At 63.6% G+C, this 16,763-nt stretch carries 13 protein-coding genes, 1 tRNA gene and 1 pseudogene; 4 read left to right on the plus strand and 11 right to left on the minus strand.

The annotated features are described in order from the left end of the window. Positions 1-50: 50 nt before the first annotated feature. Positions 51-2,165, plus strand: a complete 2,115-nt coding sequence (locus K7I12_RS02610; RefSeq protein WP_231662913.1) for a TonB-dependent siderophore receptor — start codon at positions 51-53, stop codon at positions 2,163-2,165. A gap of 260 nt (positions 2,166-2,425) precedes the next feature. Here the strand turns inward: K7I12_RS02610 and K7I12_RS02615 are convergent, their stop codons facing one another. The 7 genes from K7I12_RS02615 to K7I12_RS02645 all read right to left on the minus strand — a co-directional run bounded on the left by K7I12_RS02615 (position 2,426) and on the right by K7I12_RS02645 (position 11,538). Further along, positions 2,426-3,016, minus strand: coding sequence for a PRC-barrel domain-containing protein (locus K7I12_RS02615; protein ID WP_031384614.1), 591 nt, complete (start codon positions 3,014-3,016; stop codon positions 2,426-2,428). A gap of 222 nt (positions 3,017-3,238) precedes the next feature. Continuing rightward, on the minus strand, positions 3,239-5,767 hold the full coding sequence (locus K7I12_RS02620; protein WP_051907521.1) for a cellulose binding domain-containing protein: 2,529 nt from the start codon (positions 5,765-5,767) through the stop codon (positions 3,239-3,241). Positions 5,768-6,231: 464 nt separating this feature from the next. Further along, positions 6,232-8,235 (minus strand): Fe(3+)-hydroxamate ABC transporter permease FhuB, encoded by a 2,004-nt coding sequence (gene fhuB, locus K7I12_RS02625; RefSeq protein WP_231662914.1) that lies wholly within the window; start codon positions 8,233-8,235, stop codon positions 6,232-6,234. Further along, a complete protein-coding gene (locus tag K7I12_RS02630; protein ID WP_231662915.1) occupies positions 8,232-9,158 on the minus strand; it encodes an iron-siderophore ABC transporter substrate-binding protein in 927 nt (308 codons plus the stop codon). The genes fhuB and K7I12_RS02630 overlap by 4 nt, the downstream gene beginning before the upstream one ends. A gap of 29 nt (positions 9,159-9,187) precedes the next feature. After that, positions 9,188-9,955, minus strand: coding sequence for an ATP-binding cassette domain-containing protein (locus tag K7I12_RS02635; protein ID WP_031384610.1), 768 nt, complete (start codon positions 9,953-9,955; stop codon positions 9,188-9,190). A 217-nt stretch (positions 9,956-10,172) separates the two neighbouring features. Then, a complete protein-coding gene (locus K7I12_RS02640; protein WP_231662916.1) occupies positions 10,173-10,910 on the minus strand; it encodes a 4'-phosphopantetheinyl transferase family protein in 738 nt (245 codons plus the stop codon). A 4-nt stretch (positions 10,911-10,914) separates the two neighbouring features. Beyond that, positions 10,915-11,538, minus strand: a complete 624-nt coding sequence (locus K7I12_RS02645; protein WP_051907517.1) for a hypothetical protein — start codon at positions 11,536-11,538, stop codon at positions 10,915-10,917. Positions 11,539-11,632: 94 nt separating this feature from the next. Between K7I12_RS02645 and K7I12_RS02650 the strand changes: the two genes are divergently transcribed. Continuing rightward, positions 11,633-11,709, plus strand: a tRNA-Ile gene (locus tag K7I12_RS02650). Between the two features lie 39 nt (positions 11,710-11,748). Here K7I12_RS02650 and K7I12_RS02655 read toward each other — a convergent pair. Beyond that, positions 11,749-12,399, minus strand: a complete 651-nt coding sequence (locus K7I12_RS02655) for a site-specific integrase (RefSeq protein WP_231662917.1) — start codon at positions 12,397-12,399, stop codon at positions 11,749-11,751. Between K7I12_RS02655 and K7I12_RS02660 the strand changes: the two are divergent. Then, positions 12,294-13,496 (plus strand): annotated as a pseudogene (locus tag K7I12_RS02660) (IS1380 family transposase); the annotation flags it as partial. The gene K7I12_RS02655 and the pseudogene K7I12_RS02660 sit on opposite strands and share 106 nt — an antisense overlap. A gap of 255 nt (positions 13,497-13,751) precedes the next feature. Here K7I12_RS02660 and K7I12_RS02665 read toward each other — a convergent pair. Beyond that, positions 13,752-14,981, minus strand: coding sequence for a type II toxin-antitoxin system HipA family toxin (locus K7I12_RS02665; protein WP_231662919.1), 1,230 nt, complete (start codon positions 14,979-14,981; stop codon positions 13,752-13,754). Beyond that, on the minus strand, positions 14,974-15,558 hold the full coding sequence (locus K7I12_RS02670; RefSeq protein ID WP_231662921.1) for a helix-turn-helix domain-containing protein: 585 nt from the start codon (positions 15,556-15,558) through the stop codon (positions 14,974-14,976). Before K7I12_RS02670 ends, K7I12_RS02665 begins: the two co-directional genes overlap by 8 nt. A gap of 174 nt (positions 15,559-15,732) precedes the next feature. On the opposite strand from K7I12_RS02670, the gene K7I12_RS02675 reads away from it, so the two are divergent. Then, the gene (locus K7I12_RS02675) at positions 15,733-15,996 is read left to right on the plus strand and encodes a hypothetical protein (RefSeq protein ID WP_231662922.1); all 264 of its coding nucleotides are present in this window, start codon (positions 15,733-15,735) and stop codon (positions 15,994-15,996) included. A gap of 26 nt (positions 15,997-16,022) precedes the next feature. Here K7I12_RS02675 and K7I12_RS02680 read toward each other — a convergent pair whose 3' ends face one another. Next, entirely contained in the window at positions 16,023-16,637 is a 615-nt protein-coding gene (locus tag K7I12_RS02680; protein ID WP_231662923.1) for an integrase core domain-containing protein, read from the minus strand. Positions 16,638-16,763 lie beyond the last annotated feature (126 nt).

A 16,763-nucleotide genomic window follows, 5' to 3' on the forward strand; every position in this document is an offset into this window, starting at 1 on the left:
TCATGCGCGTTAACAACCAAGAACAGCCCATCCGATCATTCGAGGCTCCCATGTCCCACATCTCATTTCCTGCCGCGACGGACCTGCGTTTGTCGCTGACGATCCGCCGTGTGCTGGGTCTGTCGCTGTCCGGCGCGCTGCTGGCGCTGCCGCTGGCCGCGCTGGCCCAGGACTCGGCCGCTACGACCGCCGAAGACAGCGATACCATGGTCATCATGGGCACCGCACTTAAAGTCGACACGCCGGTGCTGGAAACGCCGCGGACCACTTCGATGGTCGATGAGGACGAGCTGGAAAAGCGTGCGGTGACCAAGTACGACGAGGCCTTCCAGTACCGCTCCGGGGTCGTTTCGCAGCCCTACGGCTCGGATAACAACGCCGACTGGATGTTCCTGCGCGGATTCAGCGCCGAAGGTTCCACATACCAGGATGGCTTGCGGCTGTTTCGCACCGGCGGCTATTTCTGGTGGATGACCGAGCCGTTCGGCCTCGAGCGTGTCGAACTGCTCAAGGGGCCGGCCTCGATCCTCTATGGCGAGGCGCCTCCGGGCGGGGTGATCAACGCCATCAGCAAGCGCCCCACCGAGGAGCCGCGCGGTGAGTTCGAAGTTCAGGCCGGCAACGAAGGGCACCGTCAGGTCGGGGTGGATGTATCGGGTCCGGTCACCGGGCGGGACGACATGCGCTATCGCATGGTGGGCCTGTATCGCGACGGCGATGGCGAGCTCGACGGCACCGAGAAGGAACGCTACTACTTCGCGCCGAGTCTCGCCGTCGACTTCTCGGAAGACACCACGGTGACTTTCCTGGCCAGCGTGCAAAAGGAAGAGGGCGTACCCACCACGGCTTTCTTCCCGGCCTACGGGACGCTCTACGATACGCCGTTCGGCAAGATCGATCGTGACACCAACCTCGGCGAGCCGGGTTACGACAACATCGAGCAGACTCAGGTGTCGTTGGGTTACGAGTTGGAGCACCGACTCAACGATACCTGGGAATTCCAGCAGAACTTTCGCTACAGCCATCTGGATCTCGATCTGCGCAGTGTCTACCCCTTTCCGTCCAATACGTCGCGTAACGTGGGCCGGGGGATCATCTATCGTGATGGCGACTACGATGCCTATACCATTGACAATCGGCTGATCGCCCGTACTTACGGGGCGGACTTCGAGAATACCTTCCTGGTAGGTGTCGATTATCAGAATCTGGATCTCGGCTATGCCGATGGCGACAGTTTCAGCTTCGGCACGATCGACGTGTTCGACCCCGAGTACGGCAATTACACGCCGGTCCGCGAGGCCGCTTTCATCGACCATGACGTCGACAAGAAACAGCTGGGGCTCTATGTGCAGGATCAGTTTCGCTTGAATGAGGACTGGATATTCCTGCTCGGTGCGCGGCACGATTCGGTGGAAAGCAGCGATGAAACCGCCACGACCCGTCAGAGCTACGACGACAATCAACTGTCGCTGTCAGCAGGGGTCATGTACCTGGCAGACAACGGGCTGTCTCCGTATGCCAGCTACAGCGAGTCGTTCACGCCGTTGGCGAGCTCCGATGCCGATGGCAATGCCTATGAACCGCTCGAGGGCAAGCAGTTCGAAGTGGGCGTGAAATACGCTCCAGCCAGCTTTGATGGCTATGTCACGGTGGCGGCCTTCGATCTGACCGAAGACAACACCCTCATCACCAGCGAGGCCGGACCGCAGCGGCAGATCGGCGAGCGTCGTTCGACCGGCTTCGAGATTGAGGGTGTCGGCTACCTGACCGACAATCTCAAGCTGACCACGTCCTATACGTACACCGACACCCGCGTCGACGTCAGCGAAAGCCAACAGGACCAGCGCGCACCGCTCATTCCCTATCATATGGCATCGGCGTGGCTGGATTACGATTTCTCGGCCGGCGCCGTCGAAGGCTTGTCGGTCGGCGGTGGCATGCGCTATGTGGGCGAAACCGCGGCCAGTCCGGGCAGCGGTATCGATCGCGACGTACCGTCCTACACTCTGTACGACGCCATGGCCCGCTACGATTTCAACGCCCACTGGACGGCTCAGGTCAACGTCAACAACATCACCGACGAAGAGTACGTCAGCGGTTGCGATTACTACTGCTACTACGGCGAGTCGCGCAGTGTGATCGGCAGTCTCAAGTACCGCTGGTAAGCCAATCGGGCTAACAATGCCCTGCTAGCAGCCATAAAAGAGGTTCATCGCATTTTGCCGGGAAATGCGGCCCAGATCATCGCGAACAAGTTCCCTCCCACAGGAGTCCCCATGCTCCAGTGGGCCATCCAGGCTGGTTTGCGTGGGAGGGAGTTTATTCCCAATAGCGGGGCCCAAACGTTTTACGCTGATCCGCGAAGAACCATAAAAAAGCCCGGTTTATCATCGACCGGGCTTTATGGCGCCATTAGGGCAGCAAATCAGTTGTTCTGGTCGAATCCCTCCTGAGTTTCGTTGCTTGCCTCTTGAGCGGCCTGTTCGGTCTCGTTACCGGCCTCGCTCAGGGCATTACCGGCTTCCGTCAAGGCGTTTGAAGTGGCTGCCTTGGTGCTTTCCCAGGCGCTCTGTGCGGTTTCCTTGGTGTTCTGCCAAGCCTGGCTGGTGTTCTGCTTGGTCTGCGCCCACCAGTCATTGGTATATTCGGGTTGCTGAGTGATTTCCTGCTCGGTCAGGTCGACACGCACCTGATATGCGATATTCTCGAGATCGTCACCATTCTGGGTTTCGACGGTGAATTTGCCGGTCTGGATGACGTACTGCTTGCTGCCCATGTCGAGCAGGTTGCCGGTGTCGATTACCAGGCCGCTGACCTTCATGTTCTCGTCGAGCAGCACGTCCTCGACGTCGCCGATATCCTCGGATGGGTTGTCCTTGCTGTAGACGTCGGCGTCGGTCAATTCATCGGCGGAATACAGTCCCTGAGGCGCACCCCAGGCCAGCCCACCGACACTCAGCGTGCCGGCGGCAAGCGTGGCGAGCAGGGCTTTGTTGAACGGCTTGTGCATATCCATGATCTGGCTCTCCTTGTACAAAGTCCTTTTCGAGTGTCCAGACGTTTCGTCCTTCGCGCCTTACTGGCGCCGCTGAAACGCCGGAGGCATGAAGCCGGCCGTTGCCGACCGTGAAAAAGAGACGGTTACTTCCTTACACCGCCTGGCATTTCTTTACATCGCGCCTGTTACTCAACATAGGGCCTGAATGCGCAATTTCAACCGTCGCTGGCGTTTGAGCGGTTACAGGATCAACCCGTCGGCGCCGTTGACATTGCCGCCCACCAGCTCGATGGCCATATCGGTGATGCCGTCGCCGTTGCCGCCCGAGAGGCTGTCGTTGCCGCCGAGACCAAACAGCAGGTCGTCACCTGCGTCACCCAGCAGTATCAGGTCTGGCGACGTATCGCTGCTGGCGTCGGTTTCGCCACCGGTCTGCAGGACGCTTCGATCCATTTCGACGGCGTAGCCGTTGAAGGTCAGGTCCTTGGGAATCGCGCTTTCCGGGGCATAGGCCTTGAACGAGAAGCTCAGGGTCTCGCCGGGCTCCAGCGTCTGGCGGCCGCCCTCGTAAGCGACGGTGTAACGGCCGTTCTCGGTGTTCAGCAGCGTGGCGTTGTAAAGCGTGGTCAGGTCGGCATCCAGGCCGAAGGCGATTTCCGGGTTGTCGACGGTGGTGTCGGCGATGCTGGTGAGGTTCACGCGCATCACGTAGCCGCTCGACCAGCGGCTGACGGTTTCCAGTTCCACCGAGAAGCTCGGGGCCGGGGCTTCTTCGGGCGCATCCGGCGCGGCAGGCTCAGACGGCCCGACAGGCACTTGCGGTTCGACCGGCAGCGTGGCGACAGTGTCTTCATCGCGCGAGGTTACGCTGGGTTGCGGATCCTCGACATGGGGATCGTTGGCGAGAATCTCCTCGGCGCTGGGAATCGTCGCTACTTCGCCTTGCGCGACGACGCCGCTGCGCAGGTCGAGCAGCATGCCGTCGGCGAAGCGGGCCTGTTCCATGTCGATCAGGGTGTCGTCGTCGCCGGGCCCGTCGAAGGACCAGCTGCCGTCGCCGTTGTCACGGAACTTGTAGTCGCCGAAGGCATGATCGAACAGCGCGGTGTCGAAGCCCTCGCCGCCATCGAGGATGTCGTTGCCCCAGCCGTCGCCGCCGCGCAGCAGATCGTCGCCGGCACCGCCGGTCAGCCGGTCGTGGCCCAGGGCGCCATCGAGATAGACGCCGTCGTCGCTGCCCTGGATGACATCGTCGCGCCGCGAGCCGACCAGGTAGTCGAAAGTGACCTGGTTGGTCGCCATGTCGGTGATGGCGCCGAAGCTCTCGCCGCCGGCGTTGATCCACAGCGAGGTCGACATGGCGTCGTTCTCGGCGCTGCGGATCGATTGGCCGACCCGCACGCTGTTGTCGTGGTCCTGGCCGCCATGAAAGTTGATGTCGCGGTCGGTGGCGCTGACTTCGATGTCGTTGCCCACCGAGGAGCGCCACGAAGCGAACAGCACGCTGTGACGCATGCCCGAGTCTTCCAGGTTGGTCAGCACGCCGTCGTAGCTTTCACGCAGCTCGTAGGCATAGCCGATACCGCCGCTGCCCTTGTTGAAGCTGCCGTGGGCGCCCAGCGAGTCGGCCTTGAGGTCGAGCGCCAGGGCGAATTCGAACGCGGTACCGGGGCCGTTGATGACCTGAATGTCGCTGAGCTCGCTAGCCACGGTGCCGTTGAGCTTGATCGCCTGGTAATCCGTGAACGACGACAGCGTGTTGGAGAACAGGCCGGGGTCCGGTTCGCCGAGCTCGTAAGCGACGCTGAAGCCCGCCAGGGTGACGTTTTCCAGCGCATCGAACTGCTCGATCTTGGCTTCGCCACCGGCGAAATCGAAATGCACGCCGCGATCCAGGGTGACCGTGTCGCCGTCGACGGCGAGGACGTTGGCCATGCTGGTGCGAAGCGGCGCATCGCTCTTCTGCCAGGAGGTGTCGCCGATCGCCTCGAAGTAGGCCGGGTCGTTGTCCTGCCAGATGCGCACGGTATCGCCTGCCGCAAGGCCGTGACCGCTGGCCAGGGTCAGGGTGTCGCTGCCCTCGGCGACGTCGCGCTGCAATTGACCGGCGAAGCGGGTCGCGGTGCTTTCCACCAGGATTCCGGTGTCCTTGTCGTTGGCCAGCGCCTGGTCGGTGAAGGTGATGCGGGTTGCGCCGGAACCGGCGCCGATCAGCGCGATGTCGGAGCGTTCGATACTGAGCGAATCATCGAAGCGATAGTTTCCCGCGGCCAGCTGGATGACCGCGCCCTCGGGGGCACCGTCGATCAGCGCCTGCAAGGTCTCGACGCTGATGGCGCTGTCGACGCTGAGCGCCTTGTCGATGAACTGGAATTCGCTCGGGACGCTGACCGGCGCGTCGTCGCTTGCATCCGGTTCGGGGGCCTCGATGACCGGCGTCGGGGGTGAAGTGGCATCGTCAATGCCGAGCAACTCGCCGTTGAGCGTGAAGTTGGCGGGGCGCTCGCCGCTCTCGGTGGCGACCTTGAACTTGAAGCGAACGGTTTCGCCGGGGGCGATATCGCTGTCGCTGCCGCTGTCGCCGACGACATACCGCTCGCCGGCGTGGGCGATGATCGAGGCGCTCCAGATGTCGGTGATGGCGCCGGGCAGGTCGAAGCCGAATTGATAGTCGGCGATGGGGTCGCTGCCCGAATTAGTGATGAACACCTCGTAGACGGCACCGCCGTTCCATTCACTACGGAGTTTGAAGTCGATCGTTGCGCGCATGGAATCATTTGCTCTGAATGGATGTCTCGAGCGCCGGGCCATCGAAAAGATGAAGCCGGCGGCGATGGTCGTGGCTAACGAGAGGGCTGTCGCGACTGGCAGTGAAGGGCGTCGTGGACGCTGCGACAGTAGGCATTCATTCGCCCGGGAGGCATCCGTGAATCAGGTTACCTGGCAACCGAACGGATTATCGGCGCATGGATGTGCCGCTTTAGTAAGGAAAAGCGCACGTTTTGTGCGCTATATCTTGGCGAGGGCGGGATGGCAGGATGATGAGTCGAAGGGGAGGGGGCGAGCACTGGCAGGTTGGCGTCGCTGCTAGGGAAACGCTGTATAAATAGGCGAGCGGATTGAAGCGCAAGGCGTACGGCGCACAGGAACCGGAGCATATGGGGTATATGTGAGGATTCCGCGCACCGCACAACGCAGCGATTTGCCCGCGCAGGCATTTATGCAGTGTTTCCTTAGAGCCGACGCAGCCCCCACATGAAATAGGCGCCGCCGAGCAGCGTGGCGACCAGCCCGGCGGGGATCTCCTGGGGAAACAGCAGCTGGCGGCCCAGCCAATCGGCCAGGACCATCAGCAGCGCGCCGATCAGCGTGGCGCCGAGCAGGTGCTCGCGGGCGCGCTTGAAGCCCATCAGCCGGGCCATGTGCGGGGCCAGCAGGCCGACGAAGGACAGCGGGCCGACCACCAGGGTGGCGCAGGCGGTAAGCAGCGCCACCAGCCCCAGCAGCAGCAGCCGGGCGCGGGCGACGTTGACGCCCAGCGCCTGGGCGGTGGGTGCGCCGAGCGGTAGCAGATCGAGCCAGCGGGCGAACGGCGTGGCGGCGATGGCCAGTACCACCGCGAAGCCCAGCACGATGATCGCCACCGGCGCGTCGATGTAGTAGGTCGAGCCGGACATCCAGGCGATGATCTGCTGGCCGCGCGGATCGCCACCGGCAAGGATGAAGCTGCGCACGGCGTCGAACAGCGCGGTGATCGCCACTCCGGTGAGCAGCAGTTGTTCGGGCTGGAAGCCGTTGCGCCGGTTGAGCGCGACGAGCACCACCAGCGTGACCAGTGCCGCCAGCGTGCCCACGCCGATCAACCCCAGGTAGCCGATGCCCGGGACCAGCAGCAGCGCGACGATCAGCCCGATTGCCGTGCCGCCGCTGATACCCAGCACTTCGGGGCTGGCCATCGGGTTGCCGGTGACCCGCTGGATCAGCGTCCCGGCGAGCGCCAGCAGTATCCCTGCGCCGGCGGCGGCGAGCAGCCGCGGCCAGCGCCACGGCAGCGTCGACCAGTCGCCGCTGGAAAGCGGCGTCTGCCAGCCTTCGGCGCCCTGACCGATCAGCAGGCTCACGCCGGTGGCCAGCAGCAGCGCCACGGCGAGAATGGCAGCCAGCCGCCGCGGCGTGCCGTGAGCAGTGGGTGTTTCGCCGACCTCGACGCGCGGGCGTTGGCCGCCCAGATGCAGGCGGCGGATCAGCCACAGCAGCAACGGCGCGCCCAGCGCGGCGGTCGTCGCCCCGGTGGGAATCAGCGTCGGCAGCTTGCCCGAGAAGCGCTGCAGCAGCAGGTCGGTGGCGGTCAGCAGCAAGGCGCCGAGCAGCGTCGCCCAGAGCAGCCGCGCGCCCAGCCGACGCGCGCCCAGTAGTCGGGCGATCGCCGGCGCGGCCAGGCCGATGAAGCCGACCACCCCGACCACGCTGACCACGCAGGCGGTGATAAACACCGCCAGGCCCAGCCCGGCCAGGCGCATCTGCTTGAGCGAGACGCCCAGGCTGCGCGCGTTGGCGTCGTCGAGCTCGAGGATCGTCAGCGGCTTGATCAGCGCCAGCGCCAGCAGCGACGCGATCGCCAGGCGCGGCAGCAGATACACCACGCCGTCCCAATTGTTCTGCGAAAGCGAGCCGGCGCCCCAGATCATCAGGCCCTTGAGCTCCTCCTGGTTAAACAGCAGCAGCACCACGCTCAGCGCGCCGAAGTAGAGATTGACCACCAGCCCGGCGAGCACCACCACCATCGGCGTCAGCCCGCGCCGCCAGGCCAGCGCGAAGACCAGCCCCATGGCCAGCCCGCCGCCGACCAGCGCTACCCACTCGCGACCCAGCATCAGCAGCCCCGGAGCGAACAGCGTCGCCGCCAGCAGTGCCAGGTTGGCGCCGCTGGCCACCCCCAGCGTGGTCGGCGCGGCCAGCGGATTGCGCAACACCTGCTGCATCAGCACCCCGGCCAATGCCAGCCCGCCGCCGGCCAGCAAGGCGATGCCCAGCCGCGGCCAGAAGCTGTAGTACGCGACCCACTGGCCGATGGCGTCGTCTGCGGGGCCGAACAAGCCCTCGAGGGCCTCGCTCAGGCCCATCTGAGCATCCACCGCCAACCAGGCCAGCGCCAGGGTCAGCACGGCGAACGCGGCGCAGGCGCGCCCCGGGGTGAGTCGGCGGCGCCGTGCGACGTGGGCGGCGGTCGCTGTCATGGAATGTCGTCCTCTGCATTCCTTTCGGCCGCGCGCAGCGCAGCGGCCAGCTGCTCGGCGAAGCGCTGCGCCGAGGGCAGCCCGCCGAAGCTCCAGACCGGCGGCAGGGTAACCACCCGGTCGTTACGTACCGGCTCGAGGCGGCGCCACAGGCCGCTGTCGGCCAGCGCCGCTTCGACGCCGGCCGGCAGCGGCTCGACCACCACCAGGCGCGCGTCGATACCCGCCAGCGCCTCGAGGCCGACCAGCGAGAAGCCCCAGCTGTTGGTGGCGCCGGTCCAGGCGTTGGCGAGCCCCAGCCGGTCGAGCACGGCGTCGTAAAGGGACTTTTCGCCGAAGATGCGCACATGGCGAGCGTTCATGAACTGCACCATCAACAGCGGCCGCTCGATCGGCGGCAACGTGTCGGCCAGCGCTGCGATACGTGCCTGGCTGGCGGCGATCAGCCGCTCGGCGGCCTGCGGGCGACCGGCCAGCTCGGCGATCTCTCGGGTCGCGGCCAGCAGGTTGGGCCACAGCGGGCCCTCGCGGGCATAGAGGGCCACCGTCGAGACCGGGGCGATCTGCGACAGGCGCGATTCAAGCGAGGCGAACATCGGCGAGATCAGGATGCGCTCGGGGGCCAGGTCGGCGAGCAGCTCGAGATTGGGTTGGGCGCGCAGCCCCAGGTCGGCCACCGTGGCGGGTAGCTCCGGCGCGCCGACCCAGTCGCGATAGGCGCCGGTCTGGGCGATGCCCCGCGGCGTCACGCCGAGCCCCAGCAGGGTCTCGGCGATGGTCCAGTCGATGGTGGCCAGGCGCGGCGGCGTGTTCGACGAAACGTCGGCGCTGGCCGGGCGCGCCAGCAGCAGCCCGCTCAACAACGCCAGCAATAGGGCCGCGATCAGCGACGAAGCGGTATGGGGCGGGCGGATTGGCGACACTCGGGCTCCAGGGCCGGTTCGATCGGGACTCAATGCAGCACGGCGATCGGATGCTCGCCGCCGGGGTGAGCCATCACCCGCATCGGGATGCCGTAGATCGCCTCGAGGGTGGCGTCGCACATCAGCTCGCTGGGCGCGCCCTGGGCGAGCAGCCGGCCGCTATGCAGGGCGATCAGGTGATCGCAGTAGCGGGCGGCCATGTTGACGTCGTGCAGGACGATGATCACCCCTAGCTGCAACTCGCGGCACAGCTTGCGGATCAGCGCCAGCACCTCGACCTGATGGGCGATGTCGAGCGCCGCCAACGGCTCGTCGAGCAGCAGAAAGCGGCTGCCCTGGGCGATCAGCATCGCCAACCACACGCGCTGGCGCTCGCCGCCGGAAAGCGTATCGACCAGCCGGTCGGCAAACGCCTCGGTGTGGGTCAGCGCGATGGCGCGCTCGATCTGCCGACGATCCTCGTCGCTCATGCGCCCCAGCAGGCCGTGCCAGGGGTAGCGGCCGAACGCCACCAGTTCGCGGCCGGTCAGCGCCTCGGCGCCGGGTAGATGCTGCGGCAGGTAGGCGACCTGGCGGGCGAATTCGCGGTTGCCCCAATCGGCCAGCGGCCGGCCGTCGAGCCGGATCTCGCCCTGGCTGGCGCTCTGCTGCTGGGCGAGCAGCTTGAGCAGCGTCGACTTGCCCGAGCCGTTATGGCCGATCAGGCCGTAGACCCGGCCCTCGTCGAAGCGCAGATCGGTGGGCTCCAGCAGGGTTTTGCCGTTGATCGCGAAGCTGGCGGCATTGACTTGGAACATGACGGACTCCGCGTGCGGGCGAACGTGCTGCGATGGGCAGGACGGGACGCTGGCGCGGCATCCGTTGCATACGTGCCAGTGTCCCGAGCCGCAGAGGGTAAATTAAATACGAATTGTTATCAATAGTCATTCCGGCGCGCTAGATCGCCCGCATCCAGGCGCTGATCCCGGCGAGCGGCTGCCAGGCGATTGATAGCGTTCAGTCGATTGAAAGCGCTCAGGCTGGGATCGCGATCACGCTGAGCAGATAGTGTTCGAGAGTAGCGTAGTGCCCAGTCAGAGCACGGCCGGCGAGCCATTCGTCGCTCAGGGTCGTTGTCAGCCTCAGCGTGGCTCGGTGGCGGGCGGGGTCCCAGCCGGTGAGTTCGGCATCCTGAAAATAGAAGCGCACGCCGACCAGCGGAAACAGCGCCTTGAACAGGCTTTCCTTGAGCGAGAACGCCAGCGTGATGAATTCGCCGCGCCGCTCTGTCGGTAAAGTCTCGAGCCAATGACGCTCGGCGGGGGTGAGGATCTGCGGCGCCAGGCGTTCGGCGCGCGCCTCGCCGAGCAGCGCCTCGGCGTCCTGGCCAATACCGCGCCAGCACTCCACGCGGGCGACCAGCGCGGCGGCCAGGTCGCCGCCATGAGTGATCGAGCCGACCGTGCCTGCCGGCCAGTGCGGTGCCTTGCCGGCGCCGATCACCGGCACGTGGGGTTCGCCAGTCAGCGCATTCAGGGCCTCGCGGGCACACAGCCGGCCGGCGAGGAATTCAAGCTGGCGCTTGGACGCGGCGCGACACAGCGCATCGGGCGGTGTAACCGCCGCCTGCGACCAGGCCTCAAACGTGAACGCCGACTTGGCGTAGCGCAGTGCCAGCCACTGAGCGCCGGGCAGCGCCTCGGCCCACGGCCAGGCGTTCAGCCACGGACCCAGGCAGGCGGGCAGGGAAGCGGTGCGCGGCGCGTCGGGCATCGGTTCAGCGATCGACGAGGGTGGCGTCCAGCTCGACAGGAATCTCGTCGCCGATCTCCTCGTAGCCGAGCAACAGCAGGATGCCGCGGGCGTTCTGATTGGCCATCAGCGCGCTGCCGTCCATCACCACCCGCTCGGCGTTGCGCAGCCGGATGACAGCGCTGGACTCGCGGGTGAAGCGCACCTGCAATGGTTCCTGGCGGCGCCCGCCGTTGCTCTGCACCTCCAGGGTCACCGTATCGGTCAACGACTCGCCGACGGTCAACTCATCGAGGCGCTGGGCGGGAAAATACGCGGTCACGGTGGCCAGCGGCGCGTCGGTCAGCCCCGAGAGCCATGACGGCATCTGGCCCAGGCGCTCGGCGACGTCGGTCTGGTTGAAGCGCAACGGCACGCGCAGGGTGCCGGCGTCGCTCAACTCGCCCTGCAGGCCACTGACACGGTGGGTACGCGGCAGCGGCCCGTTGGGGGTGACCTCGACGATGGTGGCGGTCACCTGCGACTGCTCGGGGTCGAGTTGCCAGGCGGCATGCGCCGACAGGCTCAACCCGGCCGCGAGCGGGGCGATCAGTAGGGTGCTGGCCAGGCGACGAAAGCGCTGGTCTATTGATGCGTATCGAACGTCCATGTCGTTTCCTCCCGGTGGATTGGCCGTGGCGAGAATAGCAGCCGGGCGCTGGTCTCAGCCATTTCCATTCGCTATCATACGCCCGCGCAACGTAGGGCCTATAGCTCAGTTGGTTAGAGCAGGGGACTCATAATCCCTTGGTCGCTGGTTCGAGTCCAGCTGGGCCCACCAATAAAATCAGGCAGTTACGGCACCAAGGTTCGATTTCCGTCAGTGTGTGGTTGCTGTTTGGTTGCTGATCCGCGGCAACTTTGCCACCACGCTTTCCCACCTTGCCGGATCTGCATGCGCATAGCGGCTGGTCACCGTGAGCGACGAATGGCCGAGCAGATCCCTGATGCTCGTCAGTGCCTCCCCCTTACTGGCCAGCAGCGAGGCGTAGCAGTGCCGCAGATCATGAAAGCGAATATCAGGGCGACCAATCTTCTCCCTGGCTTTCTCGAATGCACCACGCACTCTGTCACCCGTCGTATCGAACGGCAGACCTTCCACCAGCGGTAGGGCTTCCTCTGTCAGAGGAATGACCCTCTGTTTTCCGCTCTTCGTCTGATTGGGCCTGAGCACGATGCGACCGTTGTAAACGTTCGCCGGTTCGAGTCCCATCAGCTCCCCTCGTCTCATGCCAGTGAGCATCGCCAGCAAAATCACCTGACGCTCAACCTTGTAGCGCTCTGGGACTGCCTCCAGCAACTCAGCAAGCTTGGACTCAGTCAGGTAAACGTGCCGCTCATTCTTTGGTGATGGCTTGCGCAGCTTCGCTGGCCAGTCAGATCCGCACCGTGGTGCTCCAACGCGCCATGGGCTGGTATGACCTGAGCGATACCGGCACCCTCCAGCAGGATCCACTCTGGCACTTGGCATATAGTGATGCCCGCGGAATGACACCCCTGGGTCAGGCACGTCCTTCCCAAGCGACCCTGTCGCGCCTGCTCGGCTGTCTGGGCATGGATGACAACATCGATACGCTCCACGAGGGCTTGCTGCGCCTGGCTATCTGGCGGCTGCGCTCGCTTCACGGCGGTCAACGCGCCAAGCACTTGACCCTGGATATCGACGGCCTGCCGGTCGAGGTCTTTGGTCACCAGGGCGGCTCCGCCTTCAACGGCTACGCCGGTGCCCGCATCTACTCGCCGCTGATCGCCTCCATCGACGAGACCGGCGACATGCTGGGCGGCCTGTTGCGCGAAGGCAATGTCGGACCGGCCGAGGATGCCGATACCTGGATTCCGCATCTGGTCCAGCGCATGGCGGAAGGCCTGAACCTGGACGTGGCGCAGATACAGGTGCGCCTGGATGCCGGCTTCACCGATGGCGAGACGCTGCGTGCCATGGACGCCCGGGACATCGCCTATCTGGGGCGGCTGAAGAGCAACTCGGTATTGCAGGCCAAGGCAGAGCCTTACCTCACCCGGCCGCCTGGCAGACCGCCCGAGACACCCCGCGAATGGTGCCATGACCTGGAATACCAGGCGGAGAGTTGGGCGTCACCGCGCCGCGTGGTGCTGGTGGTTCAGGAGAATCCCGACGACCTGCTGTTCCACGCCTTCTTCCTGGTCACCAACCTCAACAAGCTCGATTATCCACCGGAGACGGTGTTAGCGCTGTACCGCAAGCGTGGCAAGGCCGAGGCCCACATGGGGGAGCTGAAGTCGGCCCTCAACGTTCACCTCTCGTCGACGGATCGCGGCGCCTCCACGGTGCAGGACGTGATGGCACGCAACCAGGTCAACCTGTTGCTGAGTCTCTGCGCCTACCAGGTCTTGCATGGGCTGCGCTGCCTGATCGAGGGTCAGACGCAGCAAGGCTGGAGCCTGATACGGCTGCGAGAGCAACTGCTCAAGGTCGCGGCGACGATCACGGTGCACGCCCGGCAGATCACGCTGCAGTTGGGCGCCGCCGCGGATCGATGGTGGCCCTCGGCGCTGAAGGCGCTACCGCGATTGGGCACTTTGTCGTAGCCCTCCACAAGACAGCACGGACAGCCACCGAGATCGGCGTCTCGCCGAGCATCGCCCGTGGCTAATCGACAGCCATCAATAACTGATGGCAATAAAATAGGCAGAAATGAGAACTTAAAGCTATCAATGCCGCGCCGCTAGTAGGCGGGATCCGGCGGTCGCTCCGTCAGCACCGTCGGGAAGCCTCGAAATGCCCCTCGGCGAAGGGTGTGATGAATTAGGCGGGATAATGGGCACGATGACTATGCCATCCTCTTATCGCGCTATCGGGAGATTCTTGATATGCGCCTCGATAGCTTCACGGACTTGCTTTGTCATCGGGAGATTGTACTTCTCAGCCTGCCAGTGCTGGTGGAAGAGTGCGACAGTCTCGTAGGCCGTATCCAGAACGAGCCTTTCGGGAATGGCGGCCTTGGCTGACAAATGCTCAAGCTCGTCGTTGGTCAGTTCGGAAAACGCGCGGGTCCGGCTGATTCTGAGTCCCATATCGTCGTTGGGGATATAGGGGATGGTCGAAACAAGATCGTAGGCAGGAGCGAGAACGGCGTTTCGCCGGTCGGGATAAATGAGCGACCAGTTCTTCATGTGCATGTCGCCGTTTCCGGTTAGAACGCAGAACACCAGCCGCCGGATGAACTCGACGATATCAGCGTCATTGGTCTCCGCGGCAAGCACCTGCGCGATATTACGTAAAGTCGCCGTTTTGTATTTTTGTTCGGCATAGACATCGAAGACCTGCGCGAAATCTTCGATATGGGCGGCGCTGCCGTCAGATAGCCTGTCGAACCGTTCGATAATGAAAGCACTTTGCCCTATCTTGTCGATTCCTTCAGGCAGATTTTTGATGCTACCAACATCGACAAGATCAATCGGCGGAACATCTATGCCGATGAGGCGTGCGAGCGTCATCATCGAAAACTCGTTTTCGGGAACGCCTTCAAACTCACGCGATGGGAGTTTCACGATCCATGAGCCGCCAACGCCGGATGCGGGAATCGTCAGGCCGCCCGTCGGTGCGAGAACTGCCGAGAATTTGAGCTGCACCCCTGCAAGCGAGAACCGCAAGGGGTTCTCGCGGCGATCACCTTCGGCGTCACCGGCATCGGTACCCTCACCTGCAATCGGCGGCCATGCCTCGCCATCAGCGGGTTTGATCGTGACCGCACCAGGCAGGTCGTGACCAAGCGCCCAAAGCAGATGAAACTCGCGCTCGGGATTTACGCCCGCATTCTCCGCGAGGTATTTGCGCAGATGTCCTTCAGGCAGAAGGTTTGAGAAAAAGGGCATCACGCGCTTTTGATAGGCTCGGAAGTCCGTAAGCAGCGCGCCGAATTCGTCCTTGAAGGCCAGCCCCAGGATCGGTCTGTCAGGGTTGTCGATATAGGCTTCGTTGAAGGCGAATATCGTCCGGTCTCCGCCAACATTGGTGAGAGTGCCGATAGGTTCCCCATAGAGCAGGACATCAAGGACAGAGACATCAGCCATCTTGATCCTCCTCCAGCCGATAGGCTGGCCTTGGGGCACGCGGCTTCTCGTGGGAAGCTGCGCGATGGGCAAGCTGGTTGCGCAGGGAGCGGATGGCTTCTGCGGCCCGATTGATGGCCGCATTACTGCCAGAGGACTCGATAGACTCGATAGTGCGCCGTACCTTTTGCAGAATTTCGGGGTCAATCTGGCTCTGGATTTGCGTGATTTCACGGACACGGCGCTGGAGGTTGTCGATATTTGCGCCGGATGCATTGGATGCGATTGCATCCACCGTTTCGCGGATGCGGTCGAGTTCCCGCTGTGTTGCCGCGTTGATGACCGGCGCGCTGGCGACGCTGCGGGTGATTGACTGGACAGCCGGAAGCGCCTTGCGGGGAACGAGCATCAGCTCCAGATCCAAAGCGTGGGCGATGGAAGAAAGGCTTGAGACACGCAGGTCAACAGCATTGTTCTCGATCTTCGAGATGTGCGACTGCGGCACACCAGCAAGCGCGCTCAGCTCCCGCTGGCTGAGCCCTTTGGCCTCTCGTGCGGCCTTGAGTCGTGCGGCCAGTTGTTCCGTTCCATAGCTCATTTGATCTACTTCTCTATATCAAAAAAAATTTTTGATACACCAAAATATATCATAGAGTAAAGAGAATCGCAAGAAGTACTGATCTACCCAAACGCATCAACTGTCGGGGCCCGGATGCTGCCAACAGGTCTGTACGACGAACTGAAGTCTACGCAAGCATACCGGGAAAATGGAATGTTCCATTACGACCATAACGGGCCGACTGAATACGCCTATTTCATTCAGCGTGAGGACGGGCACGTATTTGTCGGCGCTGCACCTACCGGAATAGTTCACTTTGAGATTATCAAGGAGCATCTCGACCCTGAACTGAAAGCCGAGGTGATTCTCTGCGCAGTGCCAGCGCAGAACGTGCGGCGCTTTGGAAACGGTTATCTCGCTCCCGAGTACAGCCCACTTGAATTTCTGGCTCAGCATCACCGGAGTCTGTCAACATAGTTGGCACATGAAATGGTTTCGGCTCTTTAAAACCCTGCTGCCTGTGGCACCGGCTCCCGCTCGGGATTCAGGTGCACCACCTCTGGCAAGCTGAGGTTTCGGATGCCACCTGACCAACGCTCCGGGTGACGCTTTTTTGCCGTCACGAAGACCTCCCGGCGCTGCGCCAGGATACCTTTGTCCTCGCCGTTATGACGCTGGCTCGGCGTGACGTAGCGAAGGGCGCTGTGCCGGTGCTCGTGGTTGTACCACTCGGTGAATTGCTGGACCCACTCCTGGGCTTCGGCCAGGGTCGCGAAGCCGTCGACGGGGAAGCCCGGCCGGTACTTCAGCGTCTTGAAGGCCGACTCGGCGAAGGCGTTGTCATTGCTGACCCTCGGCCGGCTGTACGACGGGGTGATGCCCAGGTCGTAGAGCTTCTCCAGGAAGGTCGCTGCCTTCATCGGGCTGCCGTTATCTGAGTGCAGAATCAAGGGCTTGTGACGATCCGTCAGATGCTCTCGCCAACAGGCCTTCTGGATCAGCTCAGCCGCCAGCTGGCCGGTCTCGGTTTCGTAGACCTCGTGCCCGACGATCTTGCGGCTGTAGATGTCGACGATCAGGTAGAGGTACCACCAGGTACCGCGTGCTGGACCCGGCAACCAGCTGTAGGGGTCGAGCCGGGGCGCCCTGCCAACCTTTCAGCTGGTGGTTTCCCCGGCCCGCCCTCCGAACCGGACATGCGACTCTCACCGCATCCGGCTCTCCACAAGGTTATGCCAGTGTTT

It is taken from the genome of Halomonas sp. IOP_31, assembly GCF_021151495.1.
Taxonomy (GTDB): Bacteria; Pseudomonadota; Gammaproteobacteria; order Pseudomonadales; family Halomonadaceae; genus Modicisalibacter; species Modicisalibacter zincidurans.